At 68.0% G+C, this 22,859-nt stretch carries 24 protein-coding genes and 1 pseudogene; 13 read left to right on the forward strand and 12 right to left on the reverse strand.

Going from position 1 to position 22,859, the window contains the following annotated elements; translation table 11 throughout:
- Window positions 1-3 precede the first annotated feature (3 nt).
- Window positions 4-1,080, reverse strand: a pseudogene (locus BKA16_RS14515) (IS256 family transposase); the annotation flags it as partial.
- A gap of 100 nt (window positions 1,081-1,180) precedes the next feature.
- On the reverse strand, window positions 1,181-1,570 hold the full coding sequence (locus BKA16_RS14520; RefSeq protein ID WP_183368810.1) for a helix-turn-helix domain-containing protein: 390 nt from the start codon (window positions 1,568-1,570) through the stop codon (window positions 1,181-1,183).
- A 340-nt stretch (window positions 1,571-1,910) separates the two neighbouring features.
- Between BKA16_RS14520 and BKA16_RS14525 the strand changes: the two genes are divergently transcribed.
- From BKA16_RS14525 to BKA16_RS14540, 4 genes are all read left to right on the forward strand, one after another.
- On the forward strand, window positions 1,911-2,741 hold the full coding sequence (locus tag BKA16_RS14525; RefSeq protein ID WP_221246854.1) for a hypothetical protein: 831 nt from the start codon (window positions 1,911-1,913) through the stop codon (window positions 2,739-2,741).
- Complete coding sequence (locus tag BKA16_RS14530) at window positions 2,738-3,355, forward strand: hypothetical protein (RefSeq protein WP_221246855.1); 618 nt, start codon at window positions 2,738-2,740, stop codon at window positions 3,353-3,355. The genes BKA16_RS14525 and BKA16_RS14530 overlap by 4 nt, the downstream gene beginning before the upstream one ends.
- Window positions 3,352-4,152, forward strand: coding sequence for a YihY/virulence factor BrkB family protein (locus BKA16_RS14535; RefSeq protein ID WP_183371358.1), 801 nt, complete (start codon window positions 3,352-3,354; stop codon window positions 4,150-4,152). Before BKA16_RS14530 ends, BKA16_RS14535 begins: the two co-directional genes overlap by 4 nt.
- Window positions 4,153-4,764: 612 nt before the next feature.
- A complete protein-coding gene (locus BKA16_RS14540) occupies window positions 4,765-5,178 on the forward strand; it encodes an SRPBCC family protein (protein ID WP_183371359.1) in 414 nt (137 codons plus the stop codon).
- Window positions 5,179-5,261: 83 nt separating this feature from the next.
- On the opposite strand, the gene BKA16_RS14545 is transcribed toward BKA16_RS14540, so the two are convergent.
- Window positions 5,262-6,389 (reverse strand): FAD-dependent oxidoreductase, encoded by a 1,128-nt coding sequence (locus BKA16_RS14545; RefSeq protein ID WP_183371360.1) that lies wholly within the window; start codon window positions 6,387-6,389, stop codon window positions 5,262-5,264.
- Complete coding sequence (locus BKA16_RS14550; RefSeq protein WP_343067431.1) at window positions 6,386-7,315, reverse strand: DUF1295 domain-containing protein; 930 nt, start codon at window positions 7,313-7,315, stop codon at window positions 6,386-6,388. The genes BKA16_RS14545 and BKA16_RS14550 overlap by 4 nt, the downstream gene beginning before the upstream one ends.
- Window positions 7,316-7,488: 173 nt before the next feature.
- Between BKA16_RS14550 and BKA16_RS14555 the strand changes: the two genes are divergently transcribed.
- Entirely contained in the window at window positions 7,489-7,926 is a 438-nt protein-coding gene (locus BKA16_RS14555) for a hypothetical protein (protein ID WP_183371361.1), read from the forward strand.
- Window positions 7,927-7,946: 20 nt separating this feature from the next.
- On the opposite strand, the gene BKA16_RS14560 is transcribed toward BKA16_RS14555, so the two are convergent.
- Entirely contained in the window at window positions 7,947-8,303 is a 357-nt protein-coding gene (locus BKA16_RS14560; protein WP_183371362.1) for a hypothetical protein, read from the reverse strand.
- A 242-nt stretch (window positions 8,304-8,545) separates the two neighbouring features.
- Between BKA16_RS14560 and BKA16_RS14565 the strand changes: the two genes are divergently transcribed.
- Genes BKA16_RS14565 through BKA16_RS14585 form a run of 5 tightly spaced genes read left to right on the forward strand, consistent with a single transcriptional unit; the run spans window position 8,546 to window position 13,254 of the window.
- Window positions 8,546-9,592 (forward strand): hypothetical protein, encoded by a 1,047-nt coding sequence (locus BKA16_RS14565; RefSeq protein WP_183371363.1) that lies wholly within the window; start codon window positions 8,546-8,548, stop codon window positions 9,590-9,592.
- Window positions 9,577-10,344 (forward strand): hypothetical protein, encoded by a 768-nt coding sequence (locus tag BKA16_RS14570; protein ID WP_183371364.1) that lies wholly within the window; start codon window positions 9,577-9,579, stop codon window positions 10,342-10,344. The genes BKA16_RS14565 and BKA16_RS14570 overlap by 16 nt, the downstream gene beginning before the upstream one ends.
- Before the next feature lie 8 nt (window positions 10,345-10,352).
- Window positions 10,353-10,847 (forward strand): hypothetical protein, encoded by a 495-nt coding sequence (locus BKA16_RS14575; protein ID WP_221246856.1) that lies wholly within the window; start codon window positions 10,353-10,355, stop codon window positions 10,845-10,847.
- Window positions 10,847-12,502 (forward strand): asparagine synthetase B family protein, encoded by a 1,656-nt coding sequence (locus tag BKA16_RS14580; RefSeq protein ID WP_183371366.1) that lies wholly within the window; start codon window positions 10,847-10,849, stop codon window positions 12,500-12,502. Before BKA16_RS14575 ends, BKA16_RS14580 begins: the two co-directional genes overlap by 1 nt.
- Window positions 12,499-13,254, forward strand: coding sequence for a hypothetical protein (locus BKA16_RS14585; RefSeq protein WP_221246857.1), 756 nt, complete (start codon window positions 12,499-12,501; stop codon window positions 13,252-13,254). Before BKA16_RS14580 ends, BKA16_RS14585 begins: the two co-directional genes overlap by 4 nt.
- Before the next feature lie 88 nt (window positions 13,255-13,342).
- Here BKA16_RS14585 and BKA16_RS14590 read toward each other — a convergent pair whose 3' ends face one another.
- The 4 genes from BKA16_RS14590 to BKA16_RS14605 form a co-directional block, all read right to left on the reverse strand.
- Window positions 13,343-14,011: an LGFP repeat-containing protein gene (locus BKA16_RS14590; RefSeq protein WP_183371367.1), complete on the reverse strand. Its 669-nt coding sequence runs from the start codon at window positions 14,009-14,011 to the stop codon at window positions 13,343-13,345.
- A gap of 170 nt (window positions 14,012-14,181) precedes the next feature.
- Complete coding sequence (locus tag BKA16_RS14595; RefSeq protein ID WP_183371368.1) at window positions 14,182-14,688, reverse strand: flavin reductase; 507 nt, start codon at window positions 14,686-14,688, stop codon at window positions 14,182-14,184.
- Window positions 14,689-14,691: 3 nt separating this feature from the next.
- Window positions 14,692-15,291: a superoxide dismutase gene (locus tag BKA16_RS14600; RefSeq protein ID WP_183371369.1), complete on the reverse strand. Its 600-nt coding sequence runs from the start codon at window positions 15,289-15,291 to the stop codon at window positions 14,692-14,694.
- Between the two features lie 124 nt (window positions 15,292-15,415).
- On the reverse strand, window positions 15,416-16,960 hold the full coding sequence (locus tag BKA16_RS14605; protein ID WP_183371370.1) for an acyl-CoA carboxylase subunit beta: 1,545 nt from the start codon (window positions 16,958-16,960) through the stop codon (window positions 15,416-15,418).
- A 99-nt stretch (window positions 16,961-17,059) separates the two neighbouring features.
- Here BKA16_RS14605 and BKA16_RS14610 point away from each other — a divergent pair, with 99 nt between their 5' ends.
- The 3 genes from BKA16_RS14610 (at window position 17,060) to BKA16_RS14620 (ending at window position 20,224) form a co-directional block, all read left to right on the forward strand.
- Window positions 17,060-17,602, forward strand: coding sequence for a DapH/DapD/GlmU-related protein (locus BKA16_RS14610; RefSeq protein WP_221246858.1), 543 nt, complete (start codon window positions 17,060-17,062; stop codon window positions 17,600-17,602).
- Between the two features lie 143 nt (window positions 17,603-17,745).
- Window positions 17,746-18,027 (forward strand): DUF1490 family protein, encoded by a 282-nt coding sequence (locus BKA16_RS14615; RefSeq protein ID WP_183371371.1) that lies wholly within the window; start codon window positions 17,746-17,748, stop codon window positions 18,025-18,027.
- 4 nt (window positions 18,028-18,031) lie between these two features.
- Window positions 18,032-20,224, forward strand: coding sequence for a heavy metal translocating P-type ATPase (locus BKA16_RS14620; protein WP_183371372.1), 2,193 nt, complete (start codon window positions 18,032-18,034; stop codon window positions 20,222-20,224).
- A gap of 17 nt (window positions 20,225-20,241) precedes the next feature.
- Here BKA16_RS14620 and BKA16_RS14625 read toward each other — a convergent pair whose 3' ends face one another.
- The 3 genes from BKA16_RS14625 to BKA16_RS14635 form a co-directional block, all read right to left on the reverse strand.
- Window positions 20,242-21,057 carry an ABC-2 transporter permease gene (locus BKA16_RS14625; RefSeq protein WP_183371373.1) on the reverse strand — a complete coding sequence of 272 codons (816 nt, stop codon included), beginning with the start codon at window positions 21,055-21,057 and terminating at the stop codon, window positions 20,242-20,244.
- Window positions 21,057-21,992 carry an ABC transporter ATP-binding protein gene (locus tag BKA16_RS14630; protein ID WP_183371374.1) on the reverse strand — a complete coding sequence of 312 codons (936 nt, stop codon included), beginning with the start codon at window positions 21,990-21,992 and terminating at the stop codon, window positions 21,057-21,059. The genes BKA16_RS14625 and BKA16_RS14630 overlap by 1 nt, the downstream gene beginning before the upstream one ends.
- Before the next feature lie 145 nt (window positions 21,993-22,137).
- Window positions 22,138-22,854, reverse strand: a complete 717-nt coding sequence (locus BKA16_RS14635) for a TetR/AcrR family transcriptional regulator (RefSeq protein ID WP_387995953.1) — start codon at window positions 22,852-22,854, stop codon at window positions 22,138-22,140.
- Between the last annotated feature and the right edge of the window lie 5 nt (window positions 22,855-22,859).

Consider the following 22,859-nt stretch of genomic DNA (forward strand, 5'->3'; position numbering starts at 1 on the left):
GAGACGAACCCTCCGGAAATCCCGGGACGGATCATTCAACGATTCGATGCTGTTGGTGGTGTAGATGACCCGCCGCAGCTCTGGCGGGAACGCCAGGAACGGAATGAACCGCTCCCACGCGTCCCGGAAGGTCTTGACCGCCGAGGGGTACTTGCGACCGAGGTCGGAGTCGGCGAACGCATCCAACGCATCGGCAGCGGCCTGTTCGGTCGAGGCCTGGTAGATCGGCTTGAGTAATGCGGCGACGGCTTTGCGGTCGCCGTAGCCGACGAACCGCATCGATGCCCGGATCAGGTGCACCACACACGTCTGAACGGTCGCCTGCGGCCAGGTCGCCTCTACGGCCTCGGCGAACCCGGTCAGGCCGTCGCAGCACACGATCAACACGTCCTCGACCCCGCGATTGCGTAGTTCGGCGCATACGGCGGCCCAGAATTTGGCGCCCTCGGTCTGCTGAATCCAGATCCCCAGGACGTGCTTAACGCCCTCCATATCGACGCCGACGGCGAGGTGGGCGGCCTTGTTGCGCACGTGTCCGCCATCGCGGATCTTGACGATGATCGCATCGAGGTAGATCACCGGATACAGCGCTTCGAGGTCGCGGGTCTGCCATTTGGCGACCTCGTCGGCGACTTCCTCGGTGATCTTCGAGATCGTCTCGTGCGACAGGTCGGTGCCGATCGTCGACGCGAGATGATGTTGGATGTCGCGGATCGTCATGCCGCCGGCGTAGAGCGAGACGATCATCGCATCGAGGCCGTCGAGGCGGCGTTGGCCCTTGCGGACCAGCATCGGGGTGAAGCTGCCGTCGCGGTCCCGCGGGACCGACAACGCCACATCGCCGATCTCGGTCGCCACGGTTTTGGCGGCGTATCCGTTGCGGGAGTTCGGAAACGACGCTGCATCCGGGTCCCCGGCCTCGTAGCCGAGGTGCTCGGTCAGCTCGGTGTTCAGGCCTCGTTCGAGGGTCGCTTTGAGTAGCGAGTTCAGCAGGCCGTCCTGCCCGCCGACCGGTTCTCCGGCATCGATCCGAGCGAACACGTCGTCGAGTGCTCCCGAGGCGATCAGTTCGTTGGCCATCTCGGTCTGCCGACGGCGTTTCTCTGCACGCGAATCATCCACGCTCACATCATGATTGACAGTCACTACAGCGGTTCCCTTCAGGGTTGAACCTCACCGCTTACACAAACCATCTGACACGCCCGATTCCGAGGTGCCCGGCCAGCAGCCGCGAGGACCAATGCGTGACCCCGTACTTTCTCGGTGGCGGCATCAACGTCGCCGACACGACATCGGCGTGATTGAGATACCTTGGGCGACCGGTCCTTTCAGCGTCGAGCAGACCATCGAGTCCGTCCTGGAGATACCGTGAACGCCACTTGAGGACCGTCGGTACCGACGTCCCGACGGCCTCACTGATTCGCGTATTAGCCATCCCATCGGCAGCAAGCACGACGATCCGCGCCCGACGCGCCAGACCAGCCGACGTCGTGGTCGACCTCAACAACTGATCGAGCTCGTCCGCATCACCATCACGCAGTTCCAGGGCCGGGGCTGGAGTATTAGCCATAACCAATTCTCTCAACCCAACAACCCTAAACTAATTAACGACACGCGACACTAGTGCTGATCGTCGACCCGGCTTACTGGGACGGATCCGGTCTCAATGAGTGGTCGTCGGAGTCGGATCGAAATCCGGTACCTCAGGCAGCGCCGAAGCACACAGGCCCGAGATACGACGAGACCACCACCGGACGACTGCACGATCCTGAGACCGCCCGTACATCGATCATGGGACGATATATAAACGAAAGAAGGGACATTCGCCTCGCCGCGCGTGGGCGCCGACCGGAACGACAGACGATCGACAAGCATTGTCGCGATCCGGGACCGACCGGAAGGACGGCAGCATGGACCAGAACGACTCGGTTGATGCGCCCGCGGCCGGTCAGTCCGCGATCTGGGCGAGCGTCGCGGCAGCGCGCCGACCTCGTCTCCATCGGCCCCGTGACATCCCCCGACCGGAGTCGGTCGACGAGGTCGCCGCATGGGCCGATCACGGGACTCTGCGCCGGACCGAGTACGTCTACGCACCGGTGTTCTGGTTGCTGCTCCCCGTCGCCGCGCTCGGATTCCTCGTCCACCATACGATCACGGACCCGACCGGAGCCGGGTGGAACATCACCGTCAACGGTGAGCACCGCGACTCCTGGCCGACCTGGGCGCCGTGGCTCGCCTGGATCGGCGTCGGCGTCTGGCTGCTCGTCGCCGTAGGGGTGCTCGTCGTGCGGCTGAGCATCCTGCGGGACCTGCGTGCGGAGAGCCGGCGGATCTACCGGCACGGTGTCGCGCATTCGATCCACCGCGCCTCGGTCGACTTCGACGACGGCGAGGGCCGCTGGGCGACGTACATCGCCCTGGACCACCGCTTGGACGACACGCAGGCCGCTCGGATCTTCCAGGCGTTCGACCAGTGGCTGCATGAAGCGGGTATGCCACCGCAGGGATCCGATCCGATCTCGTCGGACACGCTCTTCGGCGCACGGGCGGCAGGCGGGTATTTCATGCTGTACTTCCCCGGATCTCAAACGGCGGGAGAGACCACAGAGCATCAATGGGTGCTCATCACCGAACCGCACGCGGAGGACGACTACGCGATCTTCACCCTCGTGCCCACGCCGAAGACCATCGCGAGGATCCGCCGCAGGCTCCATCGGAGAGCACGAAGGAGCGCTCCGTGATCGGACGGAAGACTCCCGTCGAGTTGCGCGCCCTGTTCGTCTCCGACGAGGACGTCCGGGGCTGGATGTCTCCGCGGTCCACGCCGGCGGCCCGCACACGAGTCCGGCGATGGGTGAGAGTCGAGAACGTCGCCATGACGACGATCGTCGTCGGCGCCGCGCTGATGGTCCTCGCCCCGGTCGCGTCGATCGCGGTGGCCGTCTGGTCCACTGTCACCGACATCGGCCGACCGGACCTGTACTGGTGGATCTGGGGCATCGCGATCGGCGTGTTCGCGTGCGGGATGATCGCCTGGGTGATCGCCACCTCTCGGCGAGTATCGGCCCGCTATGCCGACGGGCACGTCTCAGTGGGCACCGTCGACCGAGCCGTCGAGCACCCTGGCGAAGGAGACGACCACACCTGGTACGACCTGCGGATCAGCGCCGACCTCCCGGACGGAACCACACTGCACCGCAGGCTGCAACGCGAGGGCGAGGGCCTCGATCGCCGCGTCGGCGGCCGCATCCGGTTCCGACACGACACGCTCGACCCCGACGACGTCCACGACGTCCACTTCGCGGGTTGGCCCGATAAGAAGAGACGACGCCGCCGCGAGAGGAGCGACCGATGAGCAGACGAGTCACGATCACCACCGGTAGGCGCACCGTCGCCCATGACGAAGACGACGCGGCGCCGTTCTGGCTCGAACATCTCGTCGCGCTCGTCATCGCCGGCGTGATCGTCGTCGCCGGCGCACTGGTGCTGCTGTCTCTGACCGATCGGGGTCGGGCCGCGTTGGTGTGGCTCGGTCTCGCGCTCGGCCTGGTCATGGCCTGCGGGCTTGCGATCGGACCGTGGCGCAGTCGGCGTGCAGGCAAGCCCCCGACGGTCTGGATCGGGGAGGCGCTCTCCGCTTTCGGCTGGAGCGCGACGACCGTCTGCCTCGCCGCGGGCATCCCGTACGTCTTCTGGCGCGGCCCGGACACTATCCCCGAGTGGGCGTTCGCCGTGCCGGGTGTCGGGGCGGTGGTCTTCATGACGATCGCGGGTCTCGGGGTACGGATCAGAAGGCAGCTTCCTGCCCTGAACCTAGATCCGCGGCGCGCGACGGTGCTGTTCAACGACAGCGATGCCGACGGACGTCAGAGTATCGCTCTGCGTTACCAGGGTGTCGACGGCGAGGAACACGACGCGGAGCTCGCCGACATGATCGACGACTCCTGGCTCGACAGATTCGCCCCGGGGACGATCTGGCAGGTGTACGCCTTTCGAGACCCGATGCTCGCGACCTCCGTCCTCTTCCTCACCGAGGCTCACGACGACGTCTGGCGCAACGGCTACAAGCTCGACGGCGTACGCCTCGGAGGAGAAGGCGGACCCGTACGACCCGGCCCGGGGTCACCGTTCTTCGGCGAAGACTCGACGTAGACGTTCGAATCGTGAATCGAACGGCGACCGAGCACAACGAACGATCGTGCCGAATCCGACGAGCGTCGGGACGGTGTCGGACTCGCCATCGACGACCCGGTCGACGCCGCTGACACGTCGGCAGTACAGCACTCGTGCCGACATCGTCACCGCCGAAGGCAACGAGCGAACAGGGAGCGGAACCTCGTGGACCACGTCGTCGTGCCGCGCGTGCGGGGCTGCAATGGAGGAACAGGCATCTGCCCCGCTCGATAGAACACGTGGAGTTCCTCTCCGGGAATCACAGTTGGAACTCCGCCATAGTCCACCATCGCATCCATTCCCGGCGGATCTTCGATCGACAATCTGTACCCGCCCCTCGAATATTCATCCCTTCGGTCGACGTGAGCGTGATACCGCTGTTTCCGATATCCGTTTCCGGACAGACGGGAAAGGTCTCACCGACGCCAAGAATCACGAACGAAGACCGGAAGAAGGCGATGTGATCGTGGTGACGGCCCGTCGGTGTCGGCGGCCGGAGCGTGTTGAACGCGGACGCGACGGATCGTCCGGCGTCCGCCGCTACCGAGAATCTCTCACTGCTGTCGACCGACCGCATGTAGCGTCACCGGTATGAGTCCCAGCGACGAATCCACTGTGGCGAGCCGGCACGTCAGCGCGGTGATCCGGTGTTCACCGGACCAGGTGTACCGGTACGCGGCCGATCCCGCGAACCTGCCGACATGGGCGGCGGGGCTGGCCAGTTCTGCGGTGACCGTCGACGGAGACACGCTCATCGCCGACTCGCCGATGGGCGAGGTGACGGTCCGCTTCGTCGAGCGGAACGCATTCGGCGTTCTCGACCACGACGTCACCCTGCCGTCGGGTACCACGGTCACCAATCCTGTTCGCGTACTGAGCCACCCGGACGGCGCCGAGGTCCTGTTCACGGTCCGCCAGATCGAACTCAGCGACGACGAGTTCGAGCGCGACGTCCGCCTGGTGGCCGACGATCTCAACAGACTCAAAGGCGTGTTGGAGAGGTAGGTCCTCGGTCCCCGACGACGCTCCGAGGTGACCGCCGAGTCGATCGCGAGGCGACGGTCGATACGTCGTTCTCGGTTCGCGAGTCATTCTCGGTCCGCGGACCGAATTCCTCCGTAGATGCCGCGCCGCACGATCCACGGTTGCAGGATCGTCTCGATCGTCCACGCCGGGAACCGGAACGCGTGCCCGGTGGCAGCGAACACCTGCAAGCCGTCCGCTTGCACGCCGAGCACTGAACCCCACCGCCGCTCGCGTGCGACGAAGCTCTTGGAACGTTCGGGACGGCCTGCGAAGTCCGCGCGGATGTTGTGCGCGAGCAGCCGATCCGCGCGATTGCGCGCCGAACTCCGTAGGTCATCGGTGGCGGCGACGTCGCCGATCGCGTATACGTGCGGCAGCCGGGGCACGCGCAGCTGCGGCGTCACCACGACGAATCCTTTCTCGTCGAGCAGGTCCGCGGGAAGCCACGACGTGTTCGGGACCACCCGACCGACGGCCCAGAGGACCGCATCCGCATGGGTGGAGGCCTGCCCGGTGGACCACTCGACGGGCGCCGAGGTGATCTCGTCGCAGACGGCGTCGTCGGGAATCACGGCTCGGTGCCCGGGATGCACGCCCACATCCTGCCGTTCCAGTCGCGTACGGACGGTCCGCCAGACGCGCGGATGATGCCGGGGCAGCGCTCGCGTTCCGGGATGGAACAGGTCGACGCGCTTGTCGGGCCACGTCGCGCTCAGGTTCGCGGCCGCACTCACCGCGGCCGCACCGCCGCCGACGATCGCCACGGATCGCGCGGCCGACAACGTCCGGTTGACCCCCGACAGATCGGCGTCGACGTCCGCGGTGGTCTGAATCCCCGGACGACGCCAGAACCCGTTCTGGACTCCGGTCGCGACGACCAGCGCGTCGAAGGGTTCGACTGTCTCGCGTCCGTCGACTCCGAGGACGGTGACGATCCGTTCCTCGACGTCGACCGACCGCACGAAGCCGTGCACCGTCCGGACCACGTCGAGCCGTCGGAAGCGATCGAACGGAATCCGATGGTCACGCGCCCACACGTCGGGTCGGCTCACCCGCAGACCCAGCTCCTGCCCGGACACCAGTCCCGGTTTGGAGGAGATGCCGACGACCTCGAAGTGCGACGCCAGGTGGATGGCGGTGAGCAGACCCGAGTCACCGAGCCCGGCGACGAGGATTCGGGGTCGGCTCATACGCTCGCCGTACCCCGTCGTTCCGGATCGGCACGCCCCGCACCGCGCGGCGGACGCGGTACGAACATCGGCACGCGATCGATGACGTCCTGGTATCCCGGTCGGCGGTCGAGGCTCCTGGCCTCCATCATCGGTATGCTCGCGCCGAGGAACATGGCCAGCATGACCAGTGCGCCGACGAACAGCCACCACCAGTCGCCGGGTACCGCTGCGATGCCGAACAGCGCGATCGACACCCAGAAGCCGAACTCGCCGAAGTAGTTGGGGTGTCGCGACCACGACCACAGACCCGTGTCCAGCACGGCCCCCGGCGCCCGGTCCGCGACGAACCTGTGCAGTCGGCGATCGGCGAGATACTCGATCGCGACGGACCCGAACCCGACGACCGTCGCGACGACGGTCAGCCACACCACGGTCTCGCCGGTGTGCGTCACCGCCACATACGCTGGAATCATGCCGACGAAGACCTGGACGGTCGGAACGAGGTGGATCGCCACGAGGTCGACGACGAGTTCGGCCCTGCCGCCTCGACTTCTGAGCATCGAGTAGCGCCAGTCCTCGTGACGCAGCCCCGGCCAACCGACGGCCCAGTTCGCCGTCAGCCGCACGGCCCACACGCCGACGACCATAGCCAGCAACCAGCAGTGTGCGGCGGCGATCCCCGCGTCGCCCGCCGCCCACCAGTAGATGAGCAGGGCCGGCGGGATCACGCTCCAATACGCGTCGTACATACTCGAATTCGAGAACGCGCGGCTGAACCCGAAGATCACCAGAGTGGCCCACACATCGGCGATGAAGGTGTCCAGCAGGAGGCGGCCGGAGTCGGGACCCCACGTCAGCCACGCCCCAGCGGCGACGAAGGCCAGGCAGTAGGCCACGATCACGCGGACGAACGACGCCGACCTCCCCGGAGTTCCGTCGCGCACAGGCAGTCCTTTCCGGTAGTCGGTCGGCCGATTCACAGAATCAGACGTCCGCTGGTGGGAGCCTATCAACTCGCCGGGGGCGAGAAGTGTCATCACGAGTTCGCGGTGGCGTACGACGGGCGGTCAGGCGCAGACTGGAGCGCGGAACCGACGTCGAGACACGAGGAGCGCCCATGCCGTCACAGATCCGGAGAAGCACGGCGGCCGTCGCCGCCGTCTGCCTGATGGTCGTCGGCGCGGCGGCCTGCTCCTCCGAATCCGACTCGGCGGACTCGGCGTCGCACAGCACCGCGCGACCCGCAGACGAACCGGGGACCCTCGATCCGGCGACGCCCGCACAGATCGTCGACAGCTATGCGGAGGCGGGTCTGGCCGCGACGAATCCGCACGATGTGACCTCGAGCGTGTGCGCCGACGCGCATTGCTCGGCGGCGGTCGCCACCGATGAGACCACCGTGATGCAGTTCGACGCACCGCGCGGCGCGATGATCTACTACCAGACGCACGGCGACGTCCTCGCCGTCGAGGACGTCATCGTGTCGTACTCCCCGAATGTCGACTCCGACGCGAGGAAGAAGTACGAGCAGGTCACGACGCTGGCCGTCGGATAGTGTCGCGCCCCGCCGGGACGTCAGCGCTTGGGTGTCAGGGTGATCGATCCGATCCTCGCACCGCCGAAGTACGCCGGACCGCGGTATCCCCCGTGCCCGTCGCGGTTGAGGACGACTCGGTGTCCGGGAAACAAGTCCACGTAGCCGCCGCTCGTGGTCGGGTGGATCCGATAGCGGCCGATGAGCACCAGGTCGCCGCCCTGCACGTGCGCATCACGCTTGAGCAGCACCGTGCCGCCCGACCACGTCGTGGACGTATAGGTGCCGGGCCGAACGTCGGCCGAGGCGTGCCCGACCGCTCCCAGCGTCAATGCGGTTCCGACGGCCACCGCGACGGAGCCGGCGCGGACCAGATTCCGGCGGGCACGTGTTCTCATGGCGCTCTCCTCTGGTCATCCCTGCTGATCGGGAACTCTCACACTACGCGCCGGAACGCGCCGTCGAGCAGCATCGTTCGACGACGCCGCGGCGAGCGGCACCGGATACGACGAATCGCCGAAACGGACCGCCTCCGGTGTCATGCCGTCTTCTGCGAGTATCGAACATCTCTCGTAATATGGTTCGAACGGACGACACCCCCACGTTGTCGACCTCGCCTCCGACGAAGGATTCACGACTGATGCTCTGCCCGCACTGCGGTGTCGACGTCCTCTACCGTGAGCGGCCGGACCGGACATGCGGCAAATGCGGTCGGGTGTTCGCGTTCGAGCCCAGGACGTCGCGTTACCGCCTGCACGACACCCGTGCACTACGCCTGGCCGCGCGGCTCCGCACCGACGAGAACTACCGCTTCACCTACGAACAGCTGCACTATCTGCTCGGCAAGAAGGGTCTCGATCGCCGGATCGATTCCGCTTGGCGTTCGGTGTTCTGGGGGACGCCCGCGGTGATCGTGGCCTTGACGATCGTCCCCGGCATGCCGTTGACGTTCGGACTCGGTGTCGCGGCACTGCGGCTCGACGTGGGCCTGGCGGTCGGTTGGCTGTTCGGGACCAGTGCGACATTGATCGTCCTGAGTCTGATCGTCAACGGTCTGTGTCGCCCGTCGATGCTGCGCGACCGCCGGATCACGATGGAGTACTCGGCCGCGGAGTTCGCCGAGCAGTTCTCGACTCGATGGAGGTCGGTGTACGGGCACGATCTCCCGGGCGTCGTCGACGAGCGGCGGGCGCCGATACGGCAACCCGAGCATCCGCGGTACACCGTTCTCTGTCCCGACCGCAGCGTGCTCGTGTGTCTGGCGTCGAACGCGATCTCGCAGACCCGCGCCCTCGCCCTCGTCTCGCATCCCGACCAGGCGCCGCCGGACACACCGGTCCTCGTGGTCCACGACGCCAGCCCGGCGGGCGTGCACCTGGTCGCCGAGGCCCGTCGCCGGTTCGGATCGCACGCGGTCGACGTCGGTCTCTCGCCGACCACGGTCCGTGAATCCGGCACCGCGCTGCCGCAGCTGCGCGAGCCGACCCTCGCACCGGAGGTCGCCGCGTCGCTGCCGCCGGACCTGTCCGACGACGACCGCGCCTGGCTCGAGATCGGCTGGTGGTCGCCCGTCGCGGCGGTGCCGCCGCGCAGACTGATCGCCGCCGTCGACCGCGCCGTCGACCGTTTCGAGCCCGCGACCGCAGCCGCCCGATCCGTAGGATTTCTCACATGGCCGACCGTCTGACCTCCCGACTGGTGCTGTCGGCGGCGGCGCGAGCGGGTGCGCCGACGAACCTGTGGTTCACCGAACGCCAGTTGTACTACGAGATCTGCCGCCTGATGGTGCCCGGTCACCTGATCCCGCGGTGGATCGGATTCACCGTGCCGCCGGTCCTTCCGTTCTCTCTCGTCCGCACCTGGATCCGACGCTGTCCGGGCGTGGACGGGCTCCTCGGCGACCCCGAGCCCGTCTCCTCCGATACCGGGGCCGCGACCGCCGAGCCCGACCTCTTCGACTACGCGCTCCCCCGACTGCTGATCTGCCAGTCCCCCGCAGTCGCCGACATGCTGCGCGCCAACGGACTTCCGATGGAATCCGCGTGCCCGGTGATCTGCGTCGACGACCTCCCGCTGCACTCGGGTCTGGCCCGAATGCTCCACACGACATCGCTGACCGACGACGGTGCGCGCATCTACGTCCTGCACGACGACTCCCCCTCCGGACTGACTCTCCCCGCGTCGATCGCGGCCATGATCGAGGTCCCCGATTCGGCGACCGTCGTACCGATCGGGCTGCGCCGGTCGCAGACCGCGCCGCTGCACCTGGCCCGAACGGGACTGGGGCGCCGCTCTGCCGTCGACGTCGAATCGGTGCCGCCCGCCATGCTGTTGCGCAGCGTGCACCGCCTCGTGCGCGATGTGACCCGCCGCCGCGAGCCCGCCGTCGACCTGCGCGCGGCACGAGCCGCGGGCTTCCTCACCTGGCCCGACCATTAGGAGACATGATGCGACAGCCTCCCCGCGAAGTGACCTACACCGATGAGCTGCTGGCCGACGGCACCGTGTACCGACGGTATTCCGACGGCCGCCAGGAGTGGCGGACGAAGGCGGCGGAGGGGCGCGCGTCCTGGCATGACGACCGCGGGCGCACCGGGGTCGACGAGCCGCTCGGACCGAAGATCGTGAAGCGGGAGTTCGGCGACGGAATGGTGATCTACGGCCGCGAGAACGGATTCGGCCGCACCGTCTGGAGCGACGGGATCATGACGGTGAACCGCTCCCGCTTCGGCGGACGATTCGGTGCGCTGGTCGCCGGTGTGGCGGGTACCGTGCTCGTCGCGGGACTCGTCTATCCGCCGGACAGCCTGGCTATCGGCGAGGAGGAGGCGCTGCGCGCACAGGGCGATCCGTCGAGCTCCGGCGGCGACGGCTCGAGCGGCGACACCTACTCCGACTGGGGCGACGGCGACGGCGGGAACGACGGCGGCGACTTCGGCTGATGGCGCGATTCACCGTGACGGGCGGAGTCCCGTCTCTCATCTCCGGACCGGGGGCGGCCGACGGGCCGTACCGCGCAGGCGGACTCGTCGCAGTCGGCGAGGCGACCGTGTTCGATCGGACCGCCGTTCGGCGCGCGCTGTCGTGCGATCTCCCGGACGACGTCACCGACGTCGAGCTCCTGCTGCAGGCGTACGTCGAACGCGGGTCGGCGGGTATCGCCGATGTCGAGGGCATGTTCGCGCTGGCGATCGTCGACGGCGACGATCTCGTGCTGGTCCGCGACCACGTCGGATCCCGGACCCTGTTCTATGCGCGCACGGTGAGCGGGTGGGCGGCGTCGACGTCGATCCGGGACCTCGCCCGACAACCCGGCTGCGACGACGGGCTCAACGTGCGCGCGGTCCGCTCGTTCCTCACGTTCGCGTATCTGCCGGGAGCCGAGACGTTCTTCCGCGGCGTCACCGAAGCACTTCCCGGACGAGTCCTGCGGCTGCGAGCGGACGGAACGAGCATCGAGGAGGTGTTCTGGGAGCCGGCCGAGGTCGACGATCCGCGCGATGCGCACCAGCACGCACGGGAACTCCGCCGACTGCTGGAGCGGGCCGTCGCACGCCGCCTGCCCGACGGCGAGCCGGTCGGAGTACTGCTGTCCGGAGGGGTCGACTCGAGTCTGGTCACCGCGCTCGCGGCGACCCTGCACGAGAATCCGGTCACCGCGTACTCGATCTCGTTCGACACCGACACCCCCAACGAACTCGGATACGCCGGAATGGTCGCCGCGCACTGCGGCGTCGGCCATCACGTACTGACGGTGCCGGGACAGGCGCTGGCCGACCGCATGGCCGAGACCGTCGCACTGCTCGACTGCCCGGTGGGCGACCCGTTGACCGTCCCCAACTTGATGCTCGCCGAAGCCGCTGCCGCGCAGGGGCATTCGGTGATTCTGAACGGGGAGGGCGGCGATCCGGTGTTCGGCGGTCCCAAGAATCTGCCGATGCTGATCTTCGAGTTGTTCCGCCATGAGCCCGGGACGCGGGCACGAGCGCAGGCGTACCTGCAGAGCTACCGCAAGTGTCTCGACGACCTTCCGGTGCTCCTGACGGTCGACGCGCTCGCCGATCTCGAGCAGACGGCGCCGTCGACCGAGGTCTTGGTTCCGTACCTGCAGCAAGGCGCGATGACGAGTCTGCTCAATCAGCTGCTGCACACGAACCTGCGTACGAAGGGTGCGCACCACATCCTGACCAAGGTGGAACGGTTGACGGCGGCGAGCGGCGTCGAGGGGCGCGCTCCGCTCTTCGACCGCGACATGATCGACTACGCGTTCCGGGTGCCGCCCGCACAGAAGTTGTACGGGACGAGTGAGAAGTGGATCCTCAAGCAGGCGGTGCGCGACGCGTTGCCCGCGACGATCGTCGATCGCCCGAAGAGCGGTATGCGGGTGCCGGTCCAACAGTGGCTCGACGGACCGCTCCGCGATCTGACCCATGACGTCCTGGGCTCGCGCGCGGCACTCGACCGGGGACTGCTGAACCCGGAGACCGTCCGCGCCTGGTTGCGCAAGGACGGTGCGCTGCTTCCCCGCCAGGGTGGGAAGCTGTGGCTGGTGTTGACATTGGAGTTGTGGTTGCAGTCATTCGAGGTGGGTAGATGAGCGCGCAGCGCGGGGCGTCCGACGGCGTCCGGATGAAGACCGACGCCGACTCCGTCGACGAGGTGATCGACGTCGCGAACTTCTCCGATGCGGCGTACAACGTGGTGACGCCGGTGCTCCGACTGGAACCCGCCGTCGCGCTGGCGGTGGTGTCGGCGTTCGCGGCGGTGGTGACGCGAGGCAAGGCGAGCGCGGCCGCCACCTCACCCGACGAGGACGGTGTCACCCGCTCACAGGTGTTCGAGGAGGGCGACGTCTACATGGTCGACAAGCCGTTCGACGGCTACGTCGCCGACCGGTACATCATGGACTTCTACGATGTCGCGGACGGCGACCTGTGCTCGCGGATGCACCTGCACACCGGGCTGCGATTCGTCCGCATCATGACCGGCCCGGACACCCGGGTGCGGGTGAGCAGCCTCTCGCCGATCCGGGTGACCGACGTCCCGGGCGTGACCGACGTCGAGTTGGATGCGTTCACCGACGACCTTCCTGACACCCCGCCCGGGGTGCACCGCACCCGCTACAACGTGGTGGTGCCTCCCTGCGCGTTCGTCGACATGCAGGTGCCGCGTGGGGTGAGCCACCAGTTCAACGCGATCGGACCCCACGCGGTGATCGACTCGGTGCATCCCGAGGAGTCCATCGAGGTGTTCCGCGAGTCGATGTCCGGCTATCGCATGATGGCGCAGACCCAGTTCCTGGCGGATACTCTGCCCGACGCGCAGTCGTGCGCGTTGGACCGAGAGTAGGACGCCGCGCCGGTCTCAGAGCTCCGCGACGTCGATCGGATCGCCGGGCGGGACGATCGAGACGTGGGTGGCAGCGCGGACTACGACGCTACAGACCGGACGGGACCGTCTTTCCCTTCACCGTGACGACGACCTTGCCGGTCTTCGTGTCGTAGGTGATCTTGCCGTGCTCGAACGTCGCCTCTTCACGGTCGCCGACGGTGTGCACGTCACTGGTGGGAACGCCCAGCGGACCCGCGGAACCGTTGCTGCCGGTCTGCGACGGCGCGCCGGACGCGTCGCGCTCGATGTTCCAGGCCTCACGGATCTTGCCCCAGACGATGTACGCGGGCGTGCCGTCGTCGTCGTTCGCGGCGACGATCGCACCGCCCTCGAACTGCTGGAACACGACTCCGCTGGCGCGCTTCTCGCCGTTGTGGTCGCCGGTCAGCACCAGCCCGAGCTGCTCCTTCTGCGCGGGTGTCGCCGCCGCGTACTTGACGGCGATCGGGCCGGTGAGCGTCACCTTCACATCGCGCTGTCCGACGATGGTCACGTCGGTCGAATCGGCCGACTCCGTCGACGTCGCGGTCGGGGTCGTCGACGCCGGCGCCTCCGACGAGGTCCGCGCGGCTTCCGACGTCGCCGACACCGTCGTCGTCAACGACGACGGCGCCGCATGATCGTCGGAGCCGCTGTCGGAACATCCGGTCGCGATCACCGCGGCCGCGGCCAGTCCGGATACGAACATCCCTCGGCGGTATGCCACCGTCGTCATCAGAAATCCCCTCGGGTCGTCGCGCCGACACGGGAGTGTCGGCGGTCACTCGGTACGCACCGACTGTACCCAGACCACCGCTGGCGATCCGACGGCGGGCCACGTTCGTCCGCGTCCGTTATGTCGGTTCGGGCCGGCTTCGTGTCCTGACCGGCGGAACCGCCGGCAGGTCAGGCGGCACGCTCGCCGGGGAGCGCGGAGACCGAACCGAATCGGCGACCCCACCTCATCAGTGGTGCACCGTCACCGATCTCTCCGACGCGCAGCACCTCGCCGACGACGAGCACCTGATCGTTGACCGGTGTCGCCGACACCGTCCGACACCAGAAGCTCGCCAGGGCGTCCGGCAGCCAGAGCGGTCCCTCGGTCGATCGTCGCGCGCCCGCCGCGATCACCGCCTCACGGCGTTCACCGGGAGACGTCCGGCCGGTGAGCCGCGAGACCAGTTCGACGTGCTGCACGCCCAGGATCGACAGACTCCACGTGGCGCCGTCCGTCATCGGGGTGAGCGCGTCGCGTCGCTCGCCGACCGACACGGCGAGCGTGAACGGGCTCACCGAGGCGGTCAGTACCGACGCCGCGACGAAGAACCCGTCCTCGTCATCGTCCCGAACGGAGACGAACGTGACGCCGCTGCCGTATCGCGAGAAGGCGTCGTACCTCGAATCGGCTCCCACCGGTCAGCCCGCGACCGCGGCGAAGCGCTCCTGCGCGTCGGCCCAGTTCACGACGTTCCAGAACGCCGTGACGTAGTCGCCCTTGACGTTGCGGTAGTCGAGGTAGAACGCGTGCTCCCACATGTCGAGCATGAGGATCGGGACCAGGGTGGCCGGGATGTTGCTCTGCTGGTCGTAGAGCTGGATCATGACCAGTCGCCGACCGAACGCGTCCCAGGCGAGGATCGCCCAGCCCGATCCCTGGATGGTCAGCGCGGTCTGCTCGAAGTGCGCGCGGAACTTGTCGAAGGATCCGAAGTCGTCGTCGATCGCGGCGGCCAGCTCGCCGGTCGGCTTGTCGCCGCCGTCGGGCGACAGGTTCGTCCAGAAGATCGAATGGTTGATGTGTCCGCCGAGGTTGAACGCGAGGGTCTTCTCCAGCCCCGCGACCGCGCTGAAGTCGCCGGTGTCTCGAGCCTCGTCCAGTTCGGCCAGTGTCGTGTTGAGCCCCTTGACGTAGGTGGCGTGGTGCTTGGAGTGATGCAGCTCCATGATCGTGCCCGAGATGTGGGGCGCCAGGGCGTCGTAGTCGTAGGGCAGGTCGGGCAGTGTGTAGTCGGTCATCGTCGAGCTTCCTTTCGATCGGTCGTGACCGCCACACTAAGACCTCAAGTGAAGTTGAGGTCAAGGTCGCCGAGAGAGACCTACGACACGTCGACCCCGAGGTCGGCGGCACCCGGCGACGCGATCACGCCCGGCCGATGGTCGCGACGATCAGCGCGCGGGTCTCGATCGGATCGATGACGTCGTCGATCTCGAAGTAGCGCGCCGCGTTGAGGGCTTTGGCGTGCTCGCGCATCGCGACCGTCGCCTGCGCGACGACGGTCTCACGGCGGTCCGCGTCCATCGCCGCGAGCTCTTTGGCCATGCCGAGCCGGACGGCGCCCTCGAGCCCCATCGGCCCGAGATGCGCGTCCGGCCAGGCCGCCGTCATGAGCGGCCGGTGCGTGCTGCCTCCCAGCATCGCCTGCGCACCGAGACCGTAGCCGCGTCGCAGCACGATACCGACCAACGGGGTGGTCAGCCGTGCACCGGCGTTCACCATCCGCGAGGCCTCCCGGACGAGACCCGTGCGTTCGGCGTCCGGTCCGACCATGAAGCCCGGGGTGTCCACGAGCGAGACGACCGGCAGCCGCCAGCGTTCACACAGCTCCAGGAAGTCCGCGGCCTTCGTCGACGCGGCGTGCGTGATCGCCCCGGCTTCGGCCGTCGACTGATTGGCGATCACACCGACCGGGATTCCACCGACCCGCGCCAGCGCCGTGACCAGTTCCGGCGCGAACGCCGAACGCAACCAGATCACAGTGTCCTCGTCGGCGATCGTCTCGACGACGGGTCGGACGTCGAACGCCTCGCGGTCGTTCGCAGGCAGCGCGTCCCGCAGATCCAGCTGACGTCCGTCGTCGATCGAGGTGCCCGCGATCGGACCGTCGAGCAGGCCGAGGATCTCCTTGACCACGGTCACCGCGTCCTCCTCGTCGTCGACGACGACGTCGAGCACCCCGTTGGGCTCCTGGTCGGCGACGGGACCGATCTGTTCGGGAGCGAACTCGCCGAGGCCTCCTCCCGCGATCATCGCCGGTCCGGCCATGCCCAGATTCGCTTCCGGGGTGGCGATCCGCAGGTCCGCCGATCCCGCGAGCACCGCATTCCCGGCGAAGCAGCGTCCGGACACGACGGCGATCCGCGGGGTCGTCATCGCTCCCCACAGGGCGAACGATCCGACGTCGAGCGCCGAGACCAGCGGCCAGTCGACGTCGCCGGGGCGCCCTCCCCCGCCCTCGGTGAAGAACACGGTCGGCAGATCCATCCGCGTCACGATCTCGATGAGCCGATCGGATTTACGATGCCCGCGCATGCCCTGGGTCCCGGCCATCACCAGGTAGTCGTAGGAGAAGACCGCGCACGGCGTGCCGTCGACCGTCGCCGTTCCGCCGATGATGCCGTCGGCGGGTCCGTCCAGGACGAGGTCGGCGACCTCGCGCTTGCCCTCCTGCGCGGGAGTCACGAACCGGCCGTACTCGACGAACGACCCGGCGTCGACGAGATCGGCGATGTTCTCGCGGGCGGTACGGCGCCCCTTGGCGTGCCAGGCGTCGACCTTCTCCGGTCGTGCGGCGTCGGTGGTGAGGAACCGGCGGACGATGACCTCGTCGGTTCCCTCGACCGGATTGTCCGAATGGTGATCGTTGATCGCAGGCTCCTTCGTCGCGCACGGCTGTCGATCCCCCATTCTGGCACCGTCGGCCGCGTGCCTCCGGTACCCGGACCCGCGGTCGAAACGGTCCCGAGCGAATCCCGGCGAGTTCGGCCCTGTGCGAGAATCGACGACGTGCGGAACGAACATCGGATGCGGACTCGTACCCCCGAGTCGAAGGCCTTCGCCGAGCGCGTCCAGACCGCGATGAGACTCTGCGCCGAGCTGAACGCTCTCGGATTCGACGACCTCGCGGGCCGCACCGCGAAGCTGACCGAGATCTTCGGTCGGGACGTACCCGATTCGCTGTCGATCCTGCCGCCGTTCCACTGCGACTACGGCCTCCACGCATCGTTCGGCGAGCGCGTGTTCATCAATCAGGGCTGCTACCTCCTCGATTTCGGCGGGATCACCATCGGTGACCGTGCGCTGATCGGCCCCCGCGTCACGCTCAGCACGGCCGGGCATCCGGTCGACCCCGACGAGCGATTCGACTACATCACGCACGCGCCGATCGCCATCGAGGACAACGTGTGGATCGGTGCGGGCGCGACCATCGCACCCGGCGTGACCGTCGGCCACGACTCCGTCGTCGGCGCGGGCACGGTGGTCGCCGAGGACGTACCGCCCCGGCACGTCGTGACCGGCACCGGCCTCGTCCGACGCCGCGCGCTGTAGACGCGTCGGCGGGCCGATCCCCCGTTCCGTCGGTCGCCCCGCCCGGTCACGGCACGGTATGCGATAATGCGCATGGGGTTGGTCTCCACGAACCGCTCACCTACGCTTGACGCTAATCGTCACCACTGGATTGGATTTCGAGAATGGCCTTCCTCCCCCTGCTCGCGAAAGCTGGTTCCACCGTCGTCACCGGTCTCGCCGGCGCCGTCGCCTACGACGCGGCACGCGCCGTCGTCAAGCGTGCGCCGCTGCGTGAGGGCGCGGTGGTCGCGGCGACGTGGAGCCTGCGCGGCACTCGCAAGGCCGAGGAGGTCGCGGAGAACGTCCGATTGAACGCCGCCGACGTCTTCGCGGAGGCCAAGGAGCGGATCGGCGAGGAGGCGACCCCTCCCGGCACGGGCGTCACACACGATCACGAGCACTGACACGATGGTCCCCCTTGACGAGGCGGCCCACGCGACGGCTCCCGTGTCGGTCAGATCCGACGCCGCCGGCCGCCTGCGTCTGACCGTCGGCTGGCTCACCGCGTCCGGCAGGAGTGTCGGCGATCGTCGTGCCGTGGCCATCGAGGAATCGGTGGCGGGCGTCGCGGGGGTGCGCGCCGTGCACGCGTATCCGCGGACGGGCTCGGTCGTCGTCTGGTTCCGCAGCGGTACCGATCGCCGCGCCGTCGAGGACGCGATCGAGGCGGCGGCGCACACCGACCCGACGAAACTGCCTGCACGAGCACCGCATTCGGCCGACGTCACGAACTCCGATCTCCTCCGGATGGGCGTCGGCGCTGCCGCTCTCGCCCTCCTCGGGCTGCGCCGTTACGGATTCCGGCGCCCGCCGCTGCTCGGTCCGGCCTCGCGCACCGTCGCGACCGGCATCACGATCTTCTCCGGCTATCCGTTCCTGCGCGGAGCGCTCCGGTCGCTTCGCGGCGGACGTGCCGGCACCGACGCCCTGGTGTCGGCGGCGACCATCGCCAGTCTTCTTCTCCGCGAGAACGTGGTCGCGCTGACGGTGCTGTGGCTGCTGAACATCGGTGAATTCCTGCAGGACCTGACTCTCCGCAGAACACGTCGGGCGATCTCGGATCTGCTCCGCGGAAATCAGGACACGACATGGCTGCGGACGGCCGACGGCACCGAGGTCCAGCTCCCGATCGACTCGCTCGAGGTCGGCGACGAGGTGATCGTCCACGAACAGATCGCAGTCCCCGTCGACGGCGTCGTCGTCGACGGACAGGCCGTCGTCGACCAGGCCGCGCTGACCGGAGAGAACCTCCCGGTCACCAAGCATGTCGGCGATCGGATTCAGGCGGGATCGGTCGTGGTGACCGGGCGAGTGGTGATCGCCGCCGACGCCGTCGGCGAGGACACCTCGATCGGCCGAATCATCGCGCGGGTCGAGCAGGCGCAGCGTGATCGCGCACCGATCCAGACCGTCGGCGAGGACTTCTCCCGCCGGTTCGTCCCCGCGTCGTTCGCGTTGGCGGCGATCACGCTCCTGGCGACTCGCGACCTTCGTCGCGCCATGACGATGCTGCTCATCGCGTGCCCGTGCGCGGTCGGCCTCTCGACGCCGACAGCGATCAGCGGAGCCATCGGCAACGGTGCGCGCCGCGGGATCCTGATCAAGGGCGGATCGCATCTGGAGGCGTCCGGCCGGATCTCGGCGATCGTCTTCGACAAGACCGGAACCCTCACCGTCGGCCGACCGATCGTGACCAACGTCGTGTCGTTCTCCGATCACTGGGAACCCGAGCAGGTGCTCGCCCACGCCGCGAGCTCGGAGATCCACTCCCGTCACCCGCTGGCCGAAGCCGTCATCCGCTCCACCGAGGACCGCAGCATCGAGATCCCGCCGCACGCCGAGTGCGAGGTGATCGTGGGACTCGGCATGAGGACTCGCGCCGACGACGGCCGGGAGCTGCTTCTGGGCAGTCCGTCACTGCTGCTCCGGCACGACGTGGCGATCTCCGGCGAGGCGGGCGCGTGGGTGGACCGATTGCGACAGCGCGGTGAGACGCCGCTCCTGCTCGCCGTCGACGGTGTTCTCGTGGGACTGGTCAGTCTCTCGGACGAGCTCCGTCCCGAGGCCCGCGACGTGCTCGACACGCTCCGCGGCGAGGGCGTGACCGAGATCGTGATGATGACCGGCGATCACCCGGTCACCGCCGAGGCGATCGCCGGTGAACTCGGCATCGAACGGTGGGCGGCGGAGGTCACCCCCGACGACAAGCTCGCGGTGGTCCGCGAACTGCAGTCGCGAGGTCACACCGTCGCCGTGGTCGGCGACGGGGTCAACGACGCGCCCGCGCTCGCCGCCGCCGACGTCGGCATCGCGATGGGACTCGCGGGTACGGATGTGGCGGTCGAGACCGCCGACATCGCGCTGGCCGGCGACGACCTCCGTCGGCTGCTCGACATCCGACACCTCGGATCGCACACCGTCGAGGTGATCCGGCAGAACTACGGTATGTCGATCGCGGTCAACGCGGTCGGGCTGCTCATCGGAGCGGGCGGGGCCCTCTCCCCCGTTCTCGCCGCGATCCTGCACAATGCGTCCTCGGTCGCCGTCGTCCTCAACAGTTCGCGACTGATCCGCTACGAATTGGAGCACCCCGGACACTGAGTCCGCGTTCGACTCGCCTACGCGTCGCGGCGGCGCAGCATCACCCAGGCCAGGAACAGCGTCGCCGCCACCTCGATCAGGAACACGGCGAACCCGGGCCAGGCCGCCAGGAGGTCCGGGTTGAACGGAACGGGCGTCGCGACCGCCTGTCCCGCGTTGCCGGGCATCAGCTTGCCGAGCCACTCGCCGAACGCTCCCGGCACCATCATCACCATGTTGCCCAGGATCAGGACGACGGCGAGCACGATGGTGATGGTTCCGGCGGTGTGCCGGACCAGGAATCCGAAGGCGACCGACAGCAGCGCGATGCCCGCCAGGAACAGTCCGCTCCCGTACATGGACCGCAGAACATCGCCCTCCAGCGGCATGCCGACGCCGTGCGCATCGAGGAAGTGGTTGCCGCCGACGTACCCGATCAACGCGGTCACCGTGCCGAGGACGAACATCAGCCCGCCCACCAGCACCGACTTCGCGAGCATCACCCGACCGCGCGACGGGACCGCCGCGAACGTCGTCTGGATCATCCTGGTGCCGTATTCGCTGGTGACGCACAGCGAGCCGATGACGACGGCGCAGATCTGGGCGATCATCATGCCCCAGGTGATAAACGATCCGGGCGACTCGTCGGCGCTGTCGGACGCCAGCCATTCGGCGTTGGCCGCACACAGCACGACGGTCAGACCGGCACCGAGGACGACGGTGGCGCCCAGCGTCCACCAGGTGGATCGGACGGAGAAGAGTTTGATGCATTCGGCGCGCAGCGCCGAGCCGAGGCCGGGCACCGCGGGTTCGGTGACGTCGTCGGTCTGAGCGGGCACGGTCATGGTGGACATCAGAGGGCTCCTTGTGCGATCGGTGCCGCCGCTTCGGGGCCGGCCTGGTATTCGACGGTGTCGGCGGTCAACGCCATGAACGCCTCTTCGAGCGAGCACTGCACACCCGAGAGTTCGTGGACGCGGACCTCGGCGGCGTACAGCGTGTCGCCGATCCCCGCGACGTCGAGCGAATCGACGCGCAGTTCGTCGTCGACGAGGTCCACGCGTGTTCCGTTGCGGGAGATCGCCTCTCGTGCTCGTTCTCGGTCGGGTGTCCGAACTCGGACGAAACTCGGCGCATGTGCGGTCATGAACTCGGTCATCGACGCGTCAGCGAGGATCCGTCCCTGACCGATGACGATGAGATGATCGGCGGTCAAGGACATCTCGGCCATGAGGTGTGAGGAGACGAACACCGTGCGGCCTTCGTCGGCGAGACGTCGGCACAGTCGTCGAACCCACCGAATGCCCTCCGAGTCGAGGCCGTTGACGGGCTCGTCGAGGATGACGACCGGAGGATCGCCGATCAGCGCCGAGGCGATGCCCAGCCGCTGCCGCATCCCGAGGGAGAACTTGCCCGCGCGTCTGCCCGCGACGTCCTCGAGGCCTACCTGGTCGAGGATCTGTCGGACCCGCGCCGTCGAGATGTCGTTACTGGCCGCCAACCAGCGCAGATGGTCGAGAGCGGACCTCCCCGGGTGGATCGCCTGCGCTTCGAGCAGTGCCCCGACTTCGCGGAGCGGCGCCCGCGCGTTCGAGTAGGGGCGACCGTTGACGGTCACGGTCCCGGAACTCGCGCGGTCGAGGCCCAGGATCATCCGCATCGTGGTCGACTTGCCCGCACCGTTCGGTCCCAGGAATCCGGTCACCTTACCCGGGCGGATGTCGAAGTCGATGCCGTCCACGGCGACCCGGTCGCCGTACCGTTTTGTCAGTTCTCGTGCCGAGATCATGTCGTCGCTCCTAGCGTGTCGGGGATCCCCATCGCTGAGAAACTATCGATGATCAGGCGATTCGCACATCGGGGAAGACACCCGATCGGCCCCTGGAATCGATCTCGGGGTTTCACCTGACGCACAGGCGCACCGTGCCGTCACGTCATCCACCGACAGTGCGGACGAAGCGGCGGCCGCGACCTGTGCCCCAGCGGAGGACGGGACGATGCACGTCGCCGATCAGGTCGGACCGGGCACTCACGGAGCCGTGAACGCCGCCAACAGCATCCGGGCGGCGGCCGCGACGAGGGCCGCGCGATCGGCGTCCGGCGCGCGCATCAACGCGATCGGCAAACACAGGCTCGCCGTGGCGCCCATCGTCAAGAACACCAGATCGTCGAGTTCGCGGTCGGTGAGGTCCGAGCGGATCCTGTCCGAGCGCGGCGCCCACGCCGGTCGCCAGGTCGGTTGTGATGTCGCGGATCGAGCGGGTCCGCAGCTCGTCGATCAGCGACTCCATCGACGCGAAGTACCGGTACACCGTACCGATGCTCACGTGCGCCGCGTCCGCCTCCTGCTGCGTCGTCGGCCGCTGTCCCGGATGCCGAGTGAGAAGAGCGATCGTCTCCGCGAGCAGACGGTCGCGCATGGCGACCGCGCGCTGCTGTCGAGGTGTGACACGTCGCGGCGCCGAAGAAGAAGCCATGAAGGTGAGGGCCCGCTCGCCGACGCCATCGTCGGCGACGTCTTCCCCTCTAGATAGGCGACGCACGCGGTCACCACGGCGCTGGCCCGCGGCGTCGACGCGGTATCCGAGGCGCCCGATTCGGTACGCGCACTGTTCGCGTCCCTCGACGACGAGCCGGACTGGGTCGACCATGCCGC

This window comes from Gordonia humi, assembly GCF_014197435.1.
GTDB lineage: Bacteria > Actinomycetota > Actinomycetes > Mycobacteriales > Mycobacteriaceae > Gordonia > Gordonia humi.